Below are 20319 nucleotides of genomic sequence, written 5' to 3'. Positions count from 1 at the left end.
TTGCGGAAGGGGGCGGCGCCCGCTCGCCTCAGGCGAGCATGTCCCGCACGAGCGGAATGACCTTCTCGCCATACAGCGTGATGCTGCGCATCATCGTCTCGTGCGGCAGCGGCCCGGCGCTGTATTTCATCTGGAAGCGCGAGAGCCCCAGCGTCCGCACGGTTGCCGCGATCTTGCGTGCCACGGTTTCGGGCGAGCCGACATAAAGCGAGCCGTGATCGACCTCCTGCTCGAACTCGGCCCGGCCCATCGGCGGCCAGCCGCGTTCGGCGCCGATGCGGTCGCGCATGCGCTTGTAGTCGGCAAACATCTCCTCGCGCGCCTGCTCGTCAGTTTCGCCGACATGGCCGGGCGAATGCACGCCGATCGGCTGCACGGGCTCGCCGAGCTGCGCGAAGGCGCGACGGTAGAGATCGGCGTAAGGCGTGAAGCGGGCGGGATCGCCGCCGATGATGGCCAGCATCAAGGGCAGGCCGTAACGCGCTGCGCGCACGACGGATTCCGGGCTGCCGCCGACGCCGATCCAGGTTTTGAGCCTGCCGGTCTCGATCGGCGGGAAGACGCGCTGGTTGGAGAGCGCCGGGCGGATCGTGCCCTGCCATGTCACGGCCTTCTGGCTGATCAGCGCGACGAAGAGATCGAGCTTCTCGGCGAACAGCGTCTCGTACTGGCTGAGATCGTAGCCGAACAGCGGGAAGGATTCGGTGAAGGAGCCGCGCCCAAGAATGACCTCGGCCCGCCCGTTCGAGATCGCGTCGACCGTCGAGAAGCGCTGGAACACCCGAATCGGATCGTCGGAGCTCAGCACCGTCACCGCCGAGCCCAGCCGGATGCGGCTCGTCCGCGCCGCGATGGCGGCCAGCACGGTCTCGGGCGTCGAGATCGCGAAATCGGCGCGGTGATGCTCGCCAACGCCGATGAAATCGACACCGAGTTCATCGGCAAGCACAGCCTCGTCGATGAGGTTGCGGATCACCTGAGCATGCGGCAGCAGCGCACCATCCGCCCCCGAGGTGACGTCGCCGAAGGTGTCGAGCCCAAGTTCGAGAGTGTCAGCCATGGCATGTCCGGAGGCGGGAGGGGTTGGGCGGTCGGCGTCGCAGCGGGCATCGATCCTGCCGCATGCTTGTGCGGCTGCTGATGAAGCAGGCAGAATCCAGACATCCGCCATGCCGATTTCGCCACCGCGCTTGGGCCGCAAGACATAGCAGGCCGGGAACGCGACTGTCAGGCGCGCAGCAGCGACGGGGCCATGCAGCAGGCGTTGGCACGGCAGTTGCTGAAAGCTGCGGTGACAAATTCTGCCGGGATCGCCGCCATTCTCATGCCTACGCTTGCCGCACCCGCCGCGATGACCGCCCAGCCGCTGACGCTGGACGGCATCACGCACAGCTATGGCGGCGGCCTGGCGGTGGACAATGTCACGCTCGAGGTCAAGGGCGGCGAGCTGGTCGCCCTGCTCGGCCCCTCCGGCTGCGGCAAGACCACGCTGCTGCGCATCGTCGCGGGCTTCATCCAGCAGGGCAACGGCAAGGTCACCATCGACGGCCGGCCGATCGATACCTTGCCGCCCAACCGCCGCGAGATCGGCATCGTCTTCCAGAATTACGCGCTGTTCCCCCACATGACGGTGGCGGAGAACATCGCCTATGGGCTCGCGGCGCGCGGCGAAAGCCGCGAGGTCCAGGCCCAGCGCGTCGAGGAGATGCTGGCGACCGTTCAGATGGCCCGTTTCGCCGACCGCAAGCCAAAACAGCTCTCCGGCGGCCAGCAGCAGCGCGTGGCGCTGGCGCGTGCGCTCGCCATGCGCCCGCGCATCCTCCTGCTCGACGAGCCGTTCGCGGCGCTTGACAAGAATCTGCGGCTCGACATGCAAATCGAGATCAAGCGTTTGCAGCGCCAGTTCGCGCTCACCGCGATCATGGTCACCCACGACCAGGACGAGGCCATGGCCATCGCCGATCGCATCGCGGTGATGAGCCAGGGCAGGATCGAGCAGCTCGGCACGCCGGTGCAGGTCTATGACGAGCCGGCGACGCTTTTCGTCAACAATTTCATCGGCTCCAGCAATCTCCTGAACGGCCAGGTCGAGGCCGCCTTCGAGGATGGCTATCGCGTCGCGCTCGCCAACGGCGCGGTCTGGAGCGTCGTCTCGAAAGCCCGCTTCGAACCCGGCCAGCCGGTCGTCGTCTCCGTCCGGCCAGAGCAGATGCTGCTCGCCGATGAGCCGGCGCCCGACCGCATTCCGGTCACGCTCAAGCTCAGCCTGCCGATCGGCGGCGAACTGATCCACGACGTCGTCAGCGCCTCGGCTGAATCGATCAAGGTCGCCATCGCGCGCCGGCCCGGCATTTCGTCGGCAGACATGGCCTTGGGCGGCACCGGCACTGCCTATTGCGGCCTCGCCGACCACGCGCGCCCGGCTCTTTTTTCCGCTTCCAACCCCTGACCCGGAGACCCTTCATGACCGTCATGACCCGCCGCGAACTGATGTCCGGCGCCGCCGCGCTGGGCCTGGCCGGCATGCTTCCTGGCCGTGCCAGCGCCGCCGGCAGCCTCACTGCCGCGATCTATCCCGGCACCTGGGAGGAGGCCTATCGCAACGTCGTCGCTCCTGCGCTGAAGAAGAACTTCGGCGTCGATGTCGCCTTCGATGCGCTTTTCGCCGTGGACCAGGTTGCCAAGGTGCGTGCCGCGCGCGGCGTGCCGCCCTTCGACTGCTTCGTGCTCGATCCCGGTCCGGCTGCCGCCGCGATGCAGGCTGGCCTGTTCGAGCCGATCGACATCAAGAAGCTGACCAACGCAGACAAGGTGCCCAAGGGCCTGATCACCTCGCATGCGGTGACCTGCAACGCTCAGGTCGTGGGCATCGCCTACAACCCCAAGAAATTTCCCAACCCGCCCAAGACCTGGGCCGACCTGTTCAAGTCGCCTTATGTCGAGCGCCTCGGCCTGACCGGCTTCCAGACCACCTTCGGGACGGTCTCGCTGATAGAGATCGCCAAGGCCTTCGGCGGTTCGGAGGCGAATATGGACCCGGTCTTCAAGGTGCTGAAAGAGGCCGTGCCGAAGGTCGCCGCCATCGCAACGCCGGCGGCGCTGCCCGGCCTGTTCCAGCAGGGCCAGGTCGACATCATGTACGGCAACACCAACACGGTCGCGATCCTGAAAGGTCGCGGCGTCGACATCGCCTATATCGCACCGGAATCGGGCTCGATCACCTTCCAGACCACGCTGCACATCGTGAAGGGCGCGGAGAATGTCGACGCGGCCTACAAATACATCGACACCGCGATCTCGCCCGACATCCAGAACGCGCTGCAGAAGGCGCCTTTCAACATGGTGCCGATCAACACCGAGACGCAGCTCGATTCCTCGCTCGGCATCACCTCGCTCGACGAGCTCTCGAAGATGGTCACGCACGACTGGACCAAGATCAATCCGCAGCGCGCAGCCTGGATAGAACGCTTCAACAAGGAGATCACCAAGTAGGGAGCAGGATCGGTGAGGGCTGAGCGATGGCTGGCGCGGCTGTAGCGGCCACCGGTTCGTCCGGTGTGCCGGGGGAGAAGGTCGACTGGCGCCTCGCGGCGCCTCTCGGCCTGACCTATCTTGCCTTCTTCGCCGCGCCCTTCGCGATCCTGCTCGGCGTCAGCTTCTATGCCGATCCCGAGCAGACGCGGCTGGGCTTCGAGTCCTGGACGAAGTTCTACGGCGACGCCTTCTATCTCAAGGTCATCCTCGACACGCTGAAGCTCGGCGTCTTCGCCGTCGTCGCGACGACGCTGCTCGCCTATCCGCTGGCGCTGGTGTTCCGCGCCGCCAGCCCCCGCGCCCAGCGGGTGCTGATCTTCACCATCCTGATGCCGCTCCTGACCTCGGTCGTGATCCGCACCTTCGCCTGGATCGTCATCCTGGCGCGCGAGGGCGTCATCAACCAGACGCTGATCGGGCTCGGCATCACCGCGACGCCGCTCAACCTGCTTCAGACCGAACTCGGCCTCGTCATCGCGCTGACGCAGATCGAGATGCCGCTGATGCTGCTGCCGCTGCTGACCATCATGAACCAGATGGACCAGAACCTGATCGACGCCTCGCGCGCGCTCGGCGCCTCGAAATGGCGGACCTTCTTCAAGGTCGTCCTGCCGCTGACCCTGCCGGGCTGGATCGCCGGCGCGACGCTGGTCTTCGCCTCGGCGACGACGGCCTTCATCTCGCAATCGGTGATCGGCGGCGCGCGCCTGGTCTATCTCCCGGCCCTGATCTACCAGCAGGTCACGGTGGTCTATAACTGGCCTTTCGCGGCGGTGGCCTCGCTGACGCTGCTCTTCACCGTGCTGGCCGGCATCATGGCGCTGAGCTGGCTCGGCCGCTTCGCCAGGACGAGTTGAGATGAGCTGGCGCTACGAAAACCCTTGTCATTCCGGGGCATCGCACAGCGATGAACCCGGAACCCATGACCGGGCGAGCCAAAGGGAATCATGCAGGATCGACCCAGTCGTGGGTTCCGGGTTCGCGCCTGTCGGCGCGCCCCGGAATGACAGAAAGAGGTAAGCATGCAGCGCTCGACCTTCGGCGACGTCACCTATAATTGGGTCATCGGGGCTCTCGCCGGCCTTGCGGTCCTGATCCTGATCGGACCCGTTCTGATCGTGATCGCGACCTCCTTCACGACGTCGCAGACCTTGAGGTTTCCGCCGCCGGGCCTGTCGCTGCGCTGGTATGGCGAGCTGTTCGATCCGGTGCGCTCGGCCCAGATCCATACCGCCGCCCTGAACAGCGTCTGGGTCGCCGGCATCGCCACGCTGGTCGGCGCCGTGCTCTCGGTGCTGGCGGCGCTGGCGATCACGCGGGTCGCGCGACCCTCGGCCCGCTTCCTTGAGGCGAGCTTCCTGTCGCCGCTGATCCTGCCGACGTTGTCCTATGGGCTGGCGGCGCTGATGTTCTTTTCGGTGCTCGGCATCAGGCCCTCGCTCAACCTGCTGATCGCCGGCCACCTCGTGGTGATCGCGCCCTTCGTGTTCCGCACCACGCTGGCGAGCCTGACCCAGCTCGATCCCGTCCTGCTCGAAGCCTCCGCCAATCTCGGCGCGAGCCGCTTCTATGGCTTTCGCCGCATCACCTTGCCGCTGATCGCGCCCGGCATCGCCGCGGGTTGCTTCCTCGCCTTCATCTCCTCGATGGACAATGTCCCGGTCTCGCTCTTCCTCTCCAATGCCCGCACCTCGATGCTGCCGATCCGGATGTGGGGCATGATGGAATCGACGCTCGACGTCCGCATCGCCGCCATCGCCGGCGTGCTGATCCTGGCGACGCTGGTGCTGATGATCGTGATGGACCGCCTGACCGGGCTGACCAAGCGCATGAGCGGGTGATGGGCAATCCTGTCATTCCGGGGCATCGCGCAGCGATGAACCCGGAACCCACGACGGGGTGCGGCATCAGAATATCCGACCGGCTTCACCCGGTCGTGGGTTCCGGGTTCGGGCCTTTCGGTCCGCCCCGGAAAGACATCGCGACGGAGACCTTCGATGACGACCCCCTACGACCGCGACCTCATCGGCTACGGCGCGAACCCGCCAAACCCGCACTGGCCGGGTGGCGCCCGCATCGCGATCAATTTCGTGATGAATTACGAGGAAGGCTCCGAGCCTTCGGTCCAGGACGGCGAAGGCTATACCGAGCTCGGCCTGACCGAGGCCAACGGCCTGCCGACCGGCGTCAAGGGGCGCGATCTCGCAGGCGAGGGCATGTTCGCCTATGGCAGCCGCGTCGGTTTCTGGCGGCTGATGCGGCTGTTCCAGGAGCGCGGCCTGCCGCTGACGGTGTTCGGCTGCGCGCTCGCGATCGAGCGCAATCCGCAAGCCGCTGCCGCGATCAAGGCCTCGGGATTCGACGTCTGTTGCCATGGCTGGCGCTGGATCAAGCACTACGACCTGACCGAGGCGGAGGAGCGCGAGCACATCGCCAAGGCGATCGTCTCGCTCCAGGCAACCGTCGGCGAGCGGCCACTGGGCTGGTATTGCCGCTACGGGCCCAGCGTCAACACCCGCAGGCTGGTCGTAGAGGAGGGCGGTTTCCTCTATGATTCAGATGCTTACGACGATGAGTTGCCGTATTGGAAGGCCGTCTCCGGCAAGCCGCATCTGGTCGTGCCCTATTCGCTCGTCAACAATGACGGCAAGTTCGGCTCTGGCTTCTTTTCCACCTCGAACGACTATTTCGAGTGGCACAAGGACGCCTTCGACATGCTCTATGCGGAAGGCGTTACGCAGCCCAAGATGATGTCGGTCGGCCTGCATATGCGCCTGATCGGCCATCCCGCGCGGGCGGCAGGCCTCGCGCGCTTCCTCGACTATGTGCAGGGCCATCAGGGCGTCTGGGTGACGGGCCGGCTCGATATCGCCAGGCATTGGGCGAAGACGCATCCGTTTGCGGGAGAACGCGCCTAGGCTCTCCCACCTCCGCCGTCATTCCTGACAAGCCGCGAAAGCGGCGCCGATCCGAAATCCATCGTAAGGTGCTGCCTATGATGGATTCCGGGTCTGCGCTTCGCTGGCCCGGGATGATGGCGCATTCTTGATCGAACGAGGATTCCCTTGCCCAAGCCCGAACTCATCGTCGCCCTCGGCGACACGCGCTATCTCGTCGAGCGGCCCTTCGGCTCCTGGCCGCAGAATGCGGGCTTCGTCACCGACGTGACGGTCGATTCCCGCGGGCATGTCTTCGTCATGCTGCGCCACGACCCGCTCACCCAACCCAACGATCCGCGCGTGATCGAGCTTTCGCCGGAGGGCGACTACATCGGCGGCTGGGGTGGCGACCTGATCGCGGATTCGCACATGCTGACGACCGACGCCCAGGATCGCATCCTCTGCGTCGACCGCGACATGCACGAGGTCATCATCTGCTCAGTGAAGGGCGAGAAGCTCGGCGCGCTCGGGCAGCGTGGCGAGCCTGCGGCACCGTTCAACCATCCCACCGACGTACATGTCTCCTCCTGGGGCGACATCTACATTGCAGACGGCTATGCTGCGAGCCGCGTCCACCGCTTCTCGGCCTATGGCGTGCATATCCAGAGCTGGGGCTCGCAGGGCAGCGGCGACGGCCAGTTCGGCTGGCCGCATGCGATCTGGACCCATGCGGATGGCCGCGTCGTCGTCGTCGACCGCACCCATAACCGCGTCCAGGTCTTCGACCATAATGGGGCTCATCTTGCGAGCTGGACGCATTTTTACCAGCCGGTTGCGATCTGGGGCGACGCCGACGGCAATACCTATGTCACCGACATGATCCCGAGCCTGCAGAAGATCGGGCCCGCCGGCGAAAAACTCGGCCGCTGCCGGCCGTTCCTGAACGGCGCGCATGGCATCTTCGGTATGGCGAATGGCGACATCCTGCTGGCGGAGACCAACCCGAGCCGGCTGACGCGGCTGCGGCTGCTGGACCAATAGCGATGGAACCGCGACGTCATTCCGGACAAGCCGCGAAGCGGCGCCGATCCGGAATCCATGCCTGAACCTTTCGGACCAGCGTTCTGGCATGGATTCCGGGTCTGCGCTTCGCTTGCCCGGAATGAGGATGAGGATATGCGATGATGGTTTTGGGGAGCGCAATGACCACGCAGATCATCTGGGGCTCCACGCTTCTGACGGGCTTCGACGCGGCGGGCGAGCCCATTATCCGGCGCGATGCCGGCGTCGTCTGCGAGGCGGGGGTCATCGTCGCGACCGGCCCCGTGGCGGAGTTGAAGACGCGATACCCCGACGCCAGCGTGATCGGCGGCCGTGACTTCGCGATCACGCCGGGCTTCGTCAATGCGCACCATCATGTCGGCCTGACGCCGCTTCAACTCGGCTCGCCCGATCATCCCCTCGAGCTCTGGTTCGCCAGCCGCATCGCGCTGCGCGACGTCGATCTCTATGCCGACACGCTGTTCTCGGCCTTCGAGATGATCGAGAGCGGCGTCACCACGGTGCAGCATCTGCACAGCCGCGCGCCGGGTACGCCGCAGGACATCCTCGCGGCGGCGGAAAAGGTCATCGCCGCCTATCGCGACATCGGCATGCGTGCCTCCTATTCGATGGCGCTGCGCGACCAGAACCGGCTCGTCTACGAGGCGGACCAGGATTTCGTCGCGCGCCTGCCTGACCACCTACGGCCGGCGGCGAGCGCCTTCTTCCAGCGCTTCACCGTGCCGCTCTCCGATCAGGTCGCGGTCTTCGACGAGCTCGTGACCCGCCACGGCGAGGGCGAGCGCATCCGCATCCAGATCGCGCCGGCAAACCTGCATTGGCTCTCGGAAAAGGCGCTGGAGACCACTGGCGAACTCCAGCGGCGCACCGGCCTGCCGGTCCACATGCATGTGCTCGAGACGCCCTACCAGAAGGCCTATGCCCGCAAGCGCACGGGCGGCTCGGCGCTCGCCCATCTTGATCGCTTGGGCCTGCTCGGCCCGCATTTCACCATCGGCCATGGCGTCTGGATGAGCGAGGCCGACATCGAGCTCGCCGCCGAGCGCGGCGTGTGCGTCTGCCACAACTGCTCGTCGAACTTCCGGCTGAAGAGCGGCATGGCTCCTGTGAACCGCTTCCTCGCCCGCGGCATTCCCGTCGCCATCGGCATCGACGAGGCCGGCATCAACGATGACCGCGACATGCTCCAGGAGATGCGGCTGGTGCTGCGCGCCCATCGCGAGCCCGGGATCGATGCGCCGCATCCCTCGTCGGCGCAGGTGCTGCGCATGGCGACGGAATGCGGGGCGCGCACCACGCCCTTCGCCGGACGCATCGGCCGTCTGGAGCCGGGCATGGCGGCCGATCTCGTGATGTTCGACTGGCCGGCGGTGACCTATCCCTATCAGGACGAGGCACTGGGCTTCGTCGAGGTTCTGGTGCAGCGCGCCAAGGCCAAGGCGGTCCATAGCGTCATGGTCGGGGGCGAATGGGTCTATCGCGAACGCCGTTTCACCATGCTCGACCGCGAGACCGTGCTGGCCGTGCTGGCCGAGGCGCTGGCGAAGCCGAAAACGCCGGCCGAAATCGAGCGCATGGCGCTGTCGCAGGCGCTGCTGCCGCATGTCCGGCGTTTCTATGACGGCTATCTCGACGGGCTCGGTGACGAGCCGCACTACCGGCCGAGCGGGCGCTTCTGAGGTCTCGCTAGTCGCTTAGAACCCCCGCATGTAGCGCTTCTGCGCCAGCCGCACGGCGGCCGGAATCGGGGCGATGATCGGGACCGGGAAGCGCAGGTTGAGCGATTGCGCGGCCTGTCCCAGAGGGCCGCCGCCGATGACGATCGCCTCGGCACCCATGGTGTCGATCGCATGTTGGCAGGCCTTTGCGAGGGCTTCGACCAGTGTCTCATGATCGGCCATCACGGCATGAACGTCGCCGTCGGTCAGCGCGACGCCACGCATCGTCGCACCATGGCCATAGGCCTGCGCCAGCGCGGTGATCGAACCGACGAGGTCGGGCGTCGTCGTCACCACGGCAAAGGGCCGCTTGCCGGAGCCGGCCTCTGCCATGCCCGCCTCGGCGATGCCGGTGACCGGGCATGAGAGCCGATGCCGCAATCCTGTCAGCCCGGGGTCGCCGAAGGCCGAGATGATGACGCCATCCGGCGGGACGGAGGCGATAGCGCCTGCCAGCGCCTGCACGGCCTTGGCCGCCTGCAGCAGCGCTTCCTCGTTGGTGATCAGCGGCACGCCATAGGGCGCGCTCATCGCGTCGATCAGCGTGTCGCGCGGCGCCGCCGCCTGGGCGATCGCCCGCATCATGCCGGTGGTGGCCGCGTTGGTGTTCGGGTTGATCAGCAGCAGGCGGGTCATGGGCTCTCCGGCACGGCGGCGATGAAGGCGCGCGCGATCTCGGCACGGCTCGCGATCCAGATATGGTCGCGCCGCGCGGCCAGCAGGTTCAGGATATCGCGAAAGGCCGCGAAACGCGCGGGGCGGCCGACGATGCGCAGGTGAAAGCCGAGATTGAGCAGGCGCGGCAGGCCGCGCGCGGCTTCCGCCTCCAGCACGTCGAGCGCGTCGGTGACATAATCCACCATCTCGCTCGCACGGACGAAGCCGTTGGGATGGAAGAACTTCATGTCGTTGCTGTCGAGCGAATAAGGCACGACGAGCAGCGGCTGTCCCGGCAGCGTCCGGTCCCAATAGGGCAGGTCGTCGTCGAAGCCGTTGGAGGTGTAGAGGAAGCCACGCTCGGCAAGCAGCCTGCGCGTCCAGGGGCTCTCGCCGCCGCGGCAGAAGAAGCCGACCGGGGCGACGCCGGTCGCAGCTGTAATCGTGGCGACACAGCGGTCGATGTCGGCGGCCTCGGCCTCCGCCGTTTCATAGTCGGCATGCGGGCGCCAGCGCCAGCCATGGACCGCCGGCTCATGCCCCCGCGCTACAACGGCGCGCGCCAAGGTCGGGACGCGCTCCACCGCACGGCCGCAGAAGAAGATCGTCGCGCGGATTTTGGTTTCGTCTAGCGCATCCAGCATGCGCCAGAGCCCGGCGCGCATGCCATAGCCGAAGATCTGCTCCTGGCCCTGGTCGCGTTTGCCCATCGGTACGACGCTGATGACCTCGCCCATGCTCTCAGAGCGCGCATCGCCGTCGCCGACCTGGAGCTCCGCGCCTTCCTCGAAATTGACCACGACGGAGACGGCGAGCCTGGCCCCGTTCGGCCAGGTGATGTCGGGCCAGGCGCCGGCATAGCCTTCGAGGTCGCGGTGGGTCATGCAGCCGATCCTCGAGGCCTTTGAAGTGAGCGGCGAGAGAGGTTAGTCCCTCCTTCGCCCTTTCAAGTTCACACCGTTGAGCGGGGCTGACGTCAACCCTTCCCCAACGCCGCCAGCCAGTGCCGGGCAATGGCGTCGCGCCGGGCGAACCAAACGCCGGGCTTGGACGCCGCATGCGCCAGGAAGCGCTCCAGCCCCCCGATCCGCCCAGGCCGGCCGATGATGCGCAGGTGCAGGCCGACCGACATCATCCGCGGCGCATCCGCTCCTTCTTCGTAAAGCCGGTCGAAGGCGTCGATGCAGTAGCGCGCGAAATCATCGCCGAAGACGAAGCCGCCGCCGCGCTGGAAGCGCATGTCGTTGGTGTCGAAGGCGTAGGGCAAGACGAGATGATCGGCGCCGCCGACATCGACGAAAAAGGGAAGGTCGTCGTTGTAGTCGTTGGAGTCGTAGAGGAAACCGCCATGCTCGCGCAGCAGCCGTCGCGTGTTGACCGACGTCGCCGAGCGCGTGTGCCAGCCGACGGGCGCAGTCCCCGTGGCCTCCGTGATGGCCTTGACCGCGCGCGCGATCGCCTCGCGCTCCTGCGCTTCATCCATATGGGCGTGACGCTCCCAGCGCCAGCCATGGGCGGCGACCTCGTGCCCGTCCGCCACCGCCTCCTGCGCGAGCCAGGGCGAGAGAGCGACCGCCCGGCCATTGGCGTTCAGCGTCGCCGCCACGCCATACCGCTTAAGCAGGGCGTGGATACGCGGCCAGCCGGCGCGCGGGCCGTACTCGAAATGCGATTCCATGCAGAGATCGCGGACGCCCGTGATTTCCTCGACGACCTCGTAGACGCTCTCGTTGCGCTCGTCGCCCTGGCCGATCGAGAGCTCCGCGCCCTCCTCGACATTGACCACAACCGATACTGCGAGCCGTGCGTCGTTCGGCCAGCGGATCGCGGGCGGATGGCCGCCATAGCCGCGGAAATCGCGGTCGCTCACGGAAGCCGACATCAGAGATCGGCCATGCGGCGCAAGCCCACAAGACGGTCGCCAATGACGAGCACGCCGGCTGCGAGCAGGATCAGCAGCGCCGAGATCGCCGCGATCGTCGGATCGGGGCTTTCCTCGACATATTGCAGCATCTGGATGGGCAAGGTCTTGGTCCAGGCATCGGTGAAGAAGATCGAGATCGGATAATTATCCATCGAGGCGAGAAAGGCGAACATGCCCGAGGTCAGGAAGGCCGGCGCCAGCGCCGGCACGAGCACCTTCATCACCGCCTTCGGATAGGGCAGGCCGAGCGTGCGCGCCGCATCGATCAGCGTGAAGTCGAACAGGGAGAGCGCCGCATAGACCGTCCGCACGACATAAGGCAGCGTGATCACGACATGGGCGAGGATCAGGCTGACCCAGACGTCGCGCAGACCGGCCGCACGGAAGGTTTCCAGCATCGCGATGCCGATGACGAGCCCGGGCAGCATCAGCGGCGAGACCAGGAAGGTGACGATCGCGTCGCGCGCCTTGAACTGGCTGCGCAGCAATCCGATGGCGCAGAGCGTCCCCAGCACCAGCGCGACCGCCGTCGACAGTGCGGCGAGCCGGACGGAGGCGAAGACCACCGGCCAGAGTTCGCGCGAGCGGCCGAGCGCCTGGTACCAGCGCAGCGACCAGCTCGGCGCCGGCAGCGTAAAGACGGCGCTGGAGCCGAACGAGACCAGCACGGTGACGACCAGCGGCGTCAGCAGGAAGACCACGGTGAAGGCGGCCAAGGCCCAGACGACGCCTGAGGCGATGCGTTCGATGCCGGTCATGATGCGCCTCCGAGCCGCTTGGAGAGCGCGGCGCTGCCGACCACCACCGCGACGGTGAGCACGAGCAGCACGACGGCGGTCGTCGACCCCAGCTGTTCGTTGCGCATGAACAGGAAGGATCGCCCCGTCATCGTCGCCAGCGTCTGGAAGCGGTCGCCGATCAGCAGGTTCGGGATCACATACATCGACGCCGCCATCGAAAAGACGAAGGCGACGCCGGTGACGATGCCCGGCAACGACAGCGGCAGCGCGACCTTGAAGAAGCGGTAGAGCGGCGAGGCGCCGAGCGTCGCAGCCGCTTCGCCCAGCCGCGGATCGACCAGCTTCAGCACCGAATAGATCGGCAGGATCATGAAGGGCACGAAGACGTTCGCCGCGCCGATGACGAGCCCGGCCTCGGTGAAGAGCAGGCGCTGCGGTTCGCTCCAGAGCCCCAGCCCCGTCATGAGTTGCGAGACCACGCCGTCGCGGCGCAGCACGATCTGCCAGGCGAAGGCCTTGACCACGACGCCAACCGAAAGCGGCAGGATGATCGCGACCAGGATCAGCGCCTGCGCCACGCCGCCGGCACGCGCCAGAGCCAGCGCCGTCGGATATCCGATGAAAAGGCAGACCAGTGTGACCAGCGCGGCGATGCGGACCGTGTTCCAGATCACCGTCCAGCTGAACGGATCGGAGAGGAACCCGACGAAGGGCGCGAGCGACGGCAGGCCGCCGACCATGACGCTGCGCCCGAGCAGGACGAGCAGCGGCACGCCATAGACCACCGCGAGATAGATCACGGCGGGCAGTGCGAGCAGGATGACCGGGTCGATGCGGCGAGCCGAATTCATCACGCCGCCTCCGGCGCCGGATAGAGCAGCGTGTCCTCGACGGACCAGGACATCTTGAGCGGCGTGCCGGGGCCGGCGGCGGCCGGCAGGGAAGGCGTCTCGACGAGAATCTGTGCGCCTTCGGGCGCATGGAAATGCAGTTGCACGCGCGCGCCCTGGAAGGCGGCGTCGGCCAGTGGGGCCTCGATCCGGTTGGCATGGCTGTGGTCGAGCACAATGCGCTCGGGCCTGACGCCGATCAGGACGGGGCTGCCCGGTAGGAAGTTTCCGCGCGCCCGCAAAGCGCCGGCCGCCGTATCGACGACGACGATGCCGTCCGCAGACTGCGTGACCGTGCCGGGCAGGCGCGTCGAGAGCCCGACGAAGCCGAGCGCAAAGGGGGTCGCCGGCTTCCGGTAGATTTCGGCGGGCACGTCGAGCTGCTCGATGCGGCCCTTGTACATCACCGCGATCCGGTCCGACATCGTCAACGCCTCGTCCTGATCGTGGGTGACGAAGATCGCGGTCGTCCCGACATCGCGCAGCAGCCGCTTGAGGTCGATCTGCATGGTCTCGCGCAATTTGCGATCGAGCGCCGAGAAAGGCTCGTCGAGCAGCAGCAGCTTAGGCCCGACGACGAGCGCGCGCGCCACGGCAACGCGCTGCTGCTGGCCGCCGGACAGCGCCTTGATCGAGCGGTCCGCATAGGCGCCCATCTGCACGAGATCGAGAAAGCGCGCCACGGCGGGCGCGATCTCGGCTGGAGGCGCGCCGCGCGCCTTCAGCCCGAAGGCGACGTTCTCGGCGACGCTCAGATGCGGGAAGAGCGCATAGCTCTGGAACACGACGCTGACGTCGCGCTTATGCGGCGGGCGCCGCGTAATGTCCTCTCCGTCGAGGGCGACCTTGCCCTGGTCGGGCGCCATCAGCCCGGCCACGATGCGCAGCAGCGTGGTCTTGCCGCAGCCCGATGGGCCGAGCAGCGAGACGAACTCGCCCCGGCTCATCGCGAGATCGACGCCGTCGAGCACGGTCGCGCTGCCGAACGTCTTCGCCGCCCCGGCGACGGAGAGGAAACCGTTGGCCATACTCAGATCGCCATCTCGCGGTCCCAGCGCTTGACCCAATCATTGCGCTGGGCGGCGACGTTGGCCCAGTCGATCTGGTGGATCTTGACGTCGGCGCCCAGGCCCTCGGGCTTTGGCACGGCCTTGTTGGTGGCGAGCGAGAAGGTCGGGCCGGCAAGCTTGCTTTGCAGCTCCGCGCCGAGCAGTTCGTTGACATAGGCGAAGGCGAGGTCCGACTGCGGCGCGCCCTTGATCACCGCGATGCCCGACGGCATCGCGAAGACGCCTTCCTTCGGCGCGACGAGATCGATCGGCGCGCCCGCCGCCTTGCGCTCGAGCGCATAGGACGACATCGCCGGCCCGATCATCCAGGCCTCGCCCTGCTCGAGCAGGTTGAAGGCCTGCGGCTGCTGCGTGTAGATCGTCAGTAGGTTGGGCTTCAGCGTGGCGAGCTTCTTGAAGCCGGCATCGGTGTCCTTCTGGACGCTCTCCATCGTGCCCCCGGCGAGCAAACCGGCGACGAACAGCGACGGCAGCCCTTCGGTGTTCTGAAGCGACGGGATGACGATGCGGCCCTTGTATTTGGGGTCGAACATCTCGGCCCAGGAGGAGGGCGGGGTCTTCATCGCGCTCTTGCTGTAGGCGACGCCGAGCCAGGGCTGGAGATAATTCGCCCACATCGCGTCCATATGCGTCGAGCCCGGCAGGAGATCGGCGAGGTTGGGCGCCTTGGCGACCGTTAGGGGCTCGAGCAGCCCCTCCTTCACGGCGAGGATCATCACCGGATCGTCCATCTGGACGACCGACATGTACTGACTGCCCTTGTTCTTCTGCATCTTCTCGAGATTGACGAGCGAGCGCGTGCCTTCGAACAACACCTTGCAGTTGTATTTCTTTTCAAAGGCCGGAACCACGATCTGCTCGACCCAGGGCTTGTGCCCGGCGGCGCCGCCGACGACGAGTTCCTTCGTCTGGGCCCGCAGCACGGAGGGGGCGGCGATCAGGGCGGCCGCGCCGACACTGGCCGTGAGCAGGGAGCGGCGGGTCGGCTGGCCCTTGAAGAGCATATCCATGGTCTGGCCTTTCAGCTTCGGCGCGCCCGGGATGGCGCTGGCATCGAACGTCTTCAGCAACCGCCATGCCAACGATCGCCGATACCGTGACGGAGACGAAAACCTATGTCGTACCAGTGTCTTGCTTGCGTTTGCTGCTTTCATGCCCTCTCAGGCGAGGGTGCGGCGACGCAGGCAATCGCGCGATTTTTGTGCACAATCGATGAGTGAATGTGCATCATGTTCGGCGCCCCTGGTGCTAGGATGGCGGCAGTCGAGGTGCTCCGTGAGGCTGCGCCGAGCTTGGTTGGCGGATCGGAAAAAGGCGTCGTGACGGCTGGCATGAAAGAAGCGGCAATTCACGCGATCCTCTCTCGGTTTCTCATCGCGGGCGGCCTCCCGGGCGGAATGAAACTGGGTGAGCATCGCCTGGCGGAGATTTTCGGCGTCAGCCGCGAGCGCATCCGCAAGGTGCTGCACCGGCTCGGGCATGAGCGCCTGCTGGAGGTGGTGAAGAATCGCGGTGCCTTCACCATCGAGCCCGATCTGCGCGAGGGCCGTGTCGTCTACGAGGCGAGGCGGATTCTCGAAAGCGGGATGGTCGCCCATCTTGCGGACAACTTGACCGAGCCGCAGCAGCTGCGCCTGCGCGAGCATGTCGATGCCGAGGCCGATGCGATGCGGCGCGGCGACCAGCCGAGCTGGCTGAAACTGTCAGCCGAATTCCATTATCTGCTCGCCGAGATGATCGGGAATCCGCTCATCCAGAGACAGGCGCTCGAACTCATCAACCGAACCTTGATGCTGGTGAAGCGCTACGAGACGACGGCCGGTTCCGCCTGCGGCTGCGAAGAGCATCGGCTGATCTTCAAGGCGCTGGCGGCCGGCGATCGCAACAAGGCCGTCAAGGCGATGAGCAGCCATCTGTCGCTGGTCGAGACGCGCCTTCGGCCGATGGTCTGCGACGAAGCGAGCCCGCCGATCGAGGCGATGCTGGCGCAGGCCATCGCGGCCTTCCACACGCAGGAGAGCGATGATGCCGGCGCCTCCCGGTCGCTGACGCCCCGCAGGGAACGCGCGGCGAGCATGCCCCAGGCGACGGGCGATTGACGCTTCCGTGAGATGGCCTGGCGCTGCGCGGCGGGTATCGTCGCGCCCCTGGGCCGTGCGTCGATTCCTCGGCGCCTGCGGCGTTCCTGGAGCTTCCAATGGCAGATCTGTCCGCATTTCCGATCACGGCGCGCTGGCCGGCAAAGAACACCGACATCATCCAGCTCTATTCGCTGCCGACGCCCAACGGCGTGAAGGTTTCGATCGCGCTGGAGGAACTCGGTCTCGCTTACGAGCCGCATCTCATCGACATCGGCAAGAACGAGACCTGGGGGCCGGAATTCCTCTCGCTCAATCCCAACGGCAAGATTCCCGCGATCATCGATCCCGACGGACCGGGCGGAAAGCCGTTCGGCCTGTGGGAATCGGGCGCGATCCTGATCTATCTCGCCGAGAAGACCGGCAAGCTTCTGCCTGCCGACCCCGCCGCCCGCTACGAGACCATCCAGTGGGTGATGTTCCAGATGGCCGCGGTCGGGCCGATGTTCGGTCAGCTCGGCTTCTTCCACAAATTCGCCGGTAAGGACTACGAGGACAAGCGCCCGCGCGATCGCTACGCCAATGAGAGCAAGCGCCTGCTCGGCGTGCTCGAGGCAAGGCTGGCGGACCGCGACTGGATCATGGGCGACGATTACACCATCGCCGACATCGCCCTCCTGGGCTGGGTCCGCAACCTCGTCGGTTTCTATGGCGCCGGCGAACTGGTCGACTATGCCGCCCTGACGAACGTTCCGGCCTGGCTGGAGCGTGGCCTGGCGCGGCCGGCCGTGCAGCGCGGGCTCGACAGCCCCAAGCGCCCCTGAGGGCTCAGGCGCAAGCCTTGTCCTGGGGCGCCTTGTCCTGCGGCGGCACCACAGCCGCCGCATGGACGCTGACGCCGGCCTGGGCCAGCATCGCCCGGCCGCCGAGTCCGTCGAGCTCAAAGGCGAACAGCGCCTGGTCGCAGATCGCGCCCAGGTCCCGCAGAAGGCGCACCGCGGCGAGCGCGGTCGCTCCGCTCAGCAGGCAGTCGTCCATGATGGCGATCCGCTGGCCGGTGATGCGCATGCCTTTCGACAAGGCGAGTCCGTGGCCGATGTCATGATTGGAGACCACGCTGCGGACGATCTCGGGGCGCAGCGAGCCGACCTTGCGGACATGCATGAAGCCGACCCCGCGCAGCGCGGCGACAGCGCCGGCAAGGCCCGCTCCGCCGAGATCGATCCCGGCGACGATGGCGATATCCTCCCGCAGGACGCCGAGCAGTTCGGACACCGCGCTGCGCACCAGGATCACATCGTCGGCGATGGTGTTGATGTCCGGGAAGTCGATGCCCGCATGCGGGTGCCCCTTCCAGCGCCGATGCGGCAGGCCGGTGGAACGCCTGCGCCCGCTCGTGCTATCTGCGGTTTCAAGCAGCGCCATGCAAAGTCTCCTCGGTCCTGGAGGGAGGCCGCGCGAAAGCTCGGTGGACGCCGGACAGCCGACCGATCCTCCAAAACCGGAATTCGCATGTTGACCATCTACGGCATTAAGAATTGCGACACCATGAAGAAGGCGCGCTCCTGGCTGGAGGCGCATGGCGTCGCCCATGCCTTCCACGACTACAAGGCCAGCGGCATCGACCGCGCCTCGCTGGAGCGATGGGTCGCCGAGCATGGCTGGGAGACGGTGCTGAACCGTGCCGGCACGACCTTTCGGGCCTTGCCTGATGCCGACAAGCAGGGCCTCGACGCTGACAAGGCGATCGCGCTCATGCTGGCACAGCCTGCGATGATCAAGCGCCCGGTGCTCGATCTCGGTCGGCGAACGCTCGTCGGCTTCAAGCCGGAGATCTACGAACAGGCGCTCAGCGCGCGCGCCTGAGGTTCGGTGCGAACAACGCGCAAGCCCGCGCTTCCAAGTCAGGCGGTCGGCTGCGGCGGACGAGATGCGTCGGCCTTTTTTTGCAACGCGCCCGACGCGACGGCGATTCCCAGCAGCACCGCCGCCAGTCCGACGATGATATGCCAGCCGATCGGTTCGCCGAGAAGCAGCGCCCCGGTGATGGCCGCGCTGACCGGGTTGACCGTGACCGAGACAGCGACGCGCGTCGGCGTGGTGCGCCCGAGCGCGAAGGACCAGAGGAAGAAGGCGAGCGCGCTGCCGATCAGCCCGACATAACCGAAGGCGAACCATTGCGCCGGCCCGGTGTCGGCCAGCCGCTGCAGGCCGCCCGTCGCGGCTGATACGCCGATCAGGCCGACGGCGCCGACCGCCATCGCCATGGTGGTGAAGGTGGTCGGGCCCGAGCGCGCGATCAGCGGCTTCGACCAGACGCTGTAGAACGCCATGCACAGCGCCGCCGCCATCATCAGCAAATCGCCCCGCCAGGCCCGTGCCGGTGCGCTGGACAGGCCGGTGGCCAGCGCCAGCGCTACGCCGGCCATTGCGATCAGGACGCCGGTGGTTTTCCGCCAGGTCAGCGGCTCGACCCGAAGCGCCGCGGCGACGACCATCGTCAGCAGCGGCAGGGTCGAAAGCGCCAAGGCGCCTCGCGCCGCCGTGGTGAAGATCAGCGAGGCGTTGAACAGGATCGGGAACACCCCGAAGAACAGCGCCCCCAGCCCGGCGACCAGCGGCCAGTCGCGACGGGCGGGCCAGGCTTCGGTCTGGAGCAATGCCAGCGGCAGAAGCCCGAGGAAACCGATGCCGAAGCGTAGCGCGCCGAGCGTCATGGGGTCGGTCCAGCCGACGACGAAGCGTGTCGCCGCGATCGAAGTGCCGCCGATCGCGCTCGATAGCATCGCCGCCAGAACGCCGAGAAGTTCGCTCATCGTCTGTCTCCGGATTGTCGATGCGCCGGTTTTGCGGGATAACGAACCAATCAGGGAATGGAATTTCTGGGATAAGAGTGATCAATAGCCATGATAAGCGTTGCCAGGCTCGATCCCGATCTGCTGCAGGCTTTCGTCGCGGTCGCTGATTTGCGGTCGTTCACGCGCGCCGCCGCGCAGCTCAACCGCACCCAGTCGGCGGTCAGCATGCAGGTCAGGCGGCTGGAAGATCGGCTGGGCGCGGAGCTGCTCGTCCGCAGCACGGTGAATGTCGAGCTCAGCGCTCCCGGCGAGGCGCTGATCGGCTATGCGCGGCAGATCCTGGCGATCAGCTCGGAAGCCGTGGCGCGGCTGACGGAGCATCGCCTGGAGGGTCAGGTCCGGCTCGGTGTCATGGACGATTACGGCACGCTCGTCATCCCGCCGCTGTTGGCGGGTTTTGCGGCGATCTATCCCAGGATCCAGGTCGAGATGCAGACGGGTTTGACCTCGACCATGACGGAGCGTCTGGGCGATGCTTTCGATCTCGTCATCGCAATGCATCCGGAAGGGCAGGGCGGCGGAACGTTTCTCCGGCAAGAGCAGGCGGTCTGGGCCGTCGGCGTGACGCGCTCGGCATTGTCGCATCAGCCGCTGCCGGTCGCGCTCTATCCGCAGGGCTGCCTGTTCAGACAATGGGCGACGGCAGAGCTCGATCGCGCCGGGTTGCGCTGGCGGCTTGCCTTCGTGAGCCACAGCCTCGGTGCGGTCGAGGCGGTGGCGGCGCAGGGGCTGGCCGTCACCGTGGTCAAGGCTGGCACCTGCCCTCCGACGCTGCGCATGCTGAAGCCTGACGATGGACTGCCGCCTTTGCCGAAGGCGGACATCAGGTTGCACTGCACCCCCAGCCCGCCGCAGGCAGCCACGCTTCTGGCGGCGCACTTCGTTGCTGCCCTGGCTCGCGCGCCGTGA

21 protein-coding genes are annotated in these 20319 nt (G+C 66.7%); 11 read left to right on the top strand and 10 right to left on the bottom strand.

The features are described from left to right. Positions 1-28: 28 nt before the first annotated feature. A complete protein-coding gene (locus AE618_RS09060; protein WP_054208738.1) occupies positions 29-1060 on the bottom strand; it encodes an LLM class flavin-dependent oxidoreductase in 1032 nt (343 codons plus the stop codon). Between the two features lie 264 nt (positions 1061-1324). On the opposite strand from AE618_RS09060, the gene AE618_RS09055 reads away from it, so the two are divergent. From AE618_RS09055 to AE618_RS09025, 7 genes are all read left to right on the top strand, one after another. Beyond that, the gene (locus AE618_RS09055; RefSeq protein WP_248310804.1) at positions 1325-2449 is read left to right on the top strand and encodes an ABC transporter ATP-binding protein; all 1125 of its coding nucleotides are present in this window, start codon (positions 1325-1327) and stop codon (positions 2447-2449) included. A gap of 14 nt (positions 2450-2463) precedes the next feature. Next, the gene (locus AE618_RS09050) at positions 2464-3492 is read left to right on the top strand and encodes an extracellular solute-binding protein (protein WP_054208736.1); all 1029 of its coding nucleotides are present in this window, start codon (positions 2464-2466) and stop codon (positions 3490-3492) included. 26 nt (positions 3493-3518) lie between these two features. Continuing rightward, entirely contained in the window at positions 3519-4391 is an 873-nt protein-coding gene (locus AE618_RS09045) for an ABC transporter permease (RefSeq protein WP_054208735.1), read from the top strand. 165 nt (positions 4392-4556) lie between these two features. Then, complete coding sequence (locus AE618_RS09040) at positions 4557-5375, top strand: ABC transporter permease (RefSeq protein WP_054208734.1); 819 nt, start codon at positions 4557-4559, stop codon at positions 5373-5375. Between the two features lie 156 nt (positions 5376-5531). Further along, the gene (locus tag AE618_RS09035; RefSeq protein WP_054208733.1) at positions 5532-6452 is read left to right on the top strand and encodes an allantoinase PuuE; all 921 of its coding nucleotides are present in this window, start codon (positions 5532-5534) and stop codon (positions 6450-6452) included. Positions 6453-6599: 147 nt separating this feature from the next. Next, entirely contained in the window at positions 6600-7454 is an 855-nt protein-coding gene (locus tag AE618_RS09030) for a hypothetical protein (protein ID WP_197280735.1), read from the top strand. 161 nt (positions 7455-7615) lie between these two features. Further along, positions 7616-9154, top strand: coding sequence for an amidohydrolase family protein (locus AE618_RS09025; protein ID WP_054208731.1), 1539 nt, complete (start codon positions 7616-7618; stop codon positions 9152-9154). 15 nt (positions 9155-9169) lie between these two features. Here the strand turns inward: AE618_RS09025 and AE618_RS09020 are convergent, their stop codons facing one another. The 7 genes from AE618_RS09020 to AE618_RS08990 form a co-directional block, all read right to left on the bottom strand. Beyond that, positions 9170-9829 (bottom strand): aspartate/glutamate racemase family protein, encoded by a 660-nt coding sequence (locus AE618_RS09020; RefSeq protein WP_054208730.1) that lies wholly within the window; start codon positions 9827-9829, stop codon positions 9170-9172. After that, on the bottom strand, positions 9826-10734 hold the full coding sequence (locus tag AE618_RS09015; protein ID WP_054208729.1) for a polysaccharide deacetylase family protein: 909 nt from the start codon (positions 10732-10734) through the stop codon (positions 9826-9828). The genes AE618_RS09020 and AE618_RS09015 overlap by 4 nt, the downstream gene beginning before the upstream one ends. A 92-nt stretch (positions 10735-10826) precedes the next feature. Beyond that, entirely contained in the window at positions 10827-11732 is a 906-nt protein-coding gene (locus AE618_RS09010) for an allantoinase PuuE (RefSeq protein ID WP_054208728.1), read from the bottom strand. Beyond that, on the bottom strand, positions 11732-12532 hold the full coding sequence (locus AE618_RS09005; RefSeq protein ID WP_054208727.1) for an ABC transporter permease: 801 nt from the start codon (positions 12530-12532) through the stop codon (positions 11732-11734). Before AE618_RS09005 ends, AE618_RS09010 begins: the two co-directional genes overlap by 1 nt. Continuing rightward, complete coding sequence (locus tag AE618_RS09000; protein ID WP_054208726.1) at positions 12529-13365, bottom strand: ABC transporter permease; 837 nt, start codon at positions 13363-13365, stop codon at positions 12529-12531. Before AE618_RS09000 ends, AE618_RS09005 begins: the two co-directional genes overlap by 4 nt. Beyond that, positions 13365-14432, bottom strand: a complete 1068-nt coding sequence (locus AE618_RS08995) for an ABC transporter ATP-binding protein (RefSeq protein WP_054208725.1) — start codon at positions 14430-14432, stop codon at positions 13365-13367. Before AE618_RS08995 ends, AE618_RS09000 begins: the two co-directional genes overlap by 1 nt. Before the next feature lie 2 nt (positions 14433-14434). Further along, positions 14435-15544, bottom strand: a complete 1110-nt coding sequence (locus tag AE618_RS08990; RefSeq protein ID WP_248310803.1) for an ABC transporter substrate-binding protein — start codon at positions 15542-15544, stop codon at positions 14435-14437. 150 nt (positions 15545-15694) lie between these two features. Here AE618_RS08990 and AE618_RS08985 point away from each other — a divergent pair, with 150 nt between their 5' ends. Together AE618_RS08985 and AE618_RS08980 are read left to right on the top strand one after the other, a co-directional pair. Next, positions 15695-16573: an FCD domain-containing protein gene (locus AE618_RS08985; protein WP_082365113.1), complete on the top strand. Its 879-nt coding sequence runs from the start codon at positions 15695-15697 to the stop codon at positions 16571-16573. A gap of 98 nt (positions 16574-16671) precedes the next feature. After that, entirely contained in the window at positions 16672-17376 is a 705-nt protein-coding gene (locus AE618_RS08980; RefSeq protein ID WP_054208723.1) for a glutathione S-transferase N-terminal domain-containing protein, read from the top strand. Positions 17377-17380: 4 nt separating this feature from the next. Here the strand turns inward: AE618_RS08980 and AE618_RS08975 are convergent, their stop codons facing one another. Further along, positions 17381-17977, bottom strand: coding sequence for a hypothetical protein (locus tag AE618_RS08975; RefSeq protein WP_054208722.1), 597 nt, complete (start codon positions 17975-17977; stop codon positions 17381-17383). A gap of 87 nt (positions 17978-18064) precedes the next feature. On the opposite strand from AE618_RS08975, the gene AE618_RS08970 reads away from it, so the two are divergent. After that, the gene (locus AE618_RS08970) at positions 18065-18418 is read left to right on the top strand and encodes an ArsC family reductase (protein WP_054208721.1); all 354 of its coding nucleotides are present in this window, start codon (positions 18065-18067) and stop codon (positions 18416-18418) included. Positions 18419-18456: 38 nt separating this feature from the next. Here the strand turns inward: AE618_RS08970 and AE618_RS08965 are convergent, their stop codons facing one another. Continuing rightward, positions 18457-19368 carry a DMT family transporter gene (locus tag AE618_RS08965; RefSeq protein WP_054208720.1) on the bottom strand — a complete coding sequence of 304 codons (912 nt, stop codon included), beginning with the start codon at positions 19366-19368 and terminating at the stop codon, positions 18457-18459. Positions 19369-19458: 90 nt separating this feature from the next. Between AE618_RS08965 and AE618_RS08960 the strand changes: the two genes are divergently transcribed. Continuing rightward, a complete protein-coding gene (locus AE618_RS08960; RefSeq protein ID WP_349236431.1) occupies positions 19459-20319 on the top strand; it encodes a LysR family transcriptional regulator in 861 nt (286 codons plus the stop codon).

Source organism: Allobosea vaviloviae (assembly GCF_001298265.1).
Taxonomy (GTDB): domain Bacteria; phylum Pseudomonadota; class Alphaproteobacteria; order Rhizobiales; family Beijerinckiaceae; genus Allobosea; species Allobosea vaviloviae_B.
This window is presented reverse-complemented; position numbering and strand designations above follow the sequence as displayed.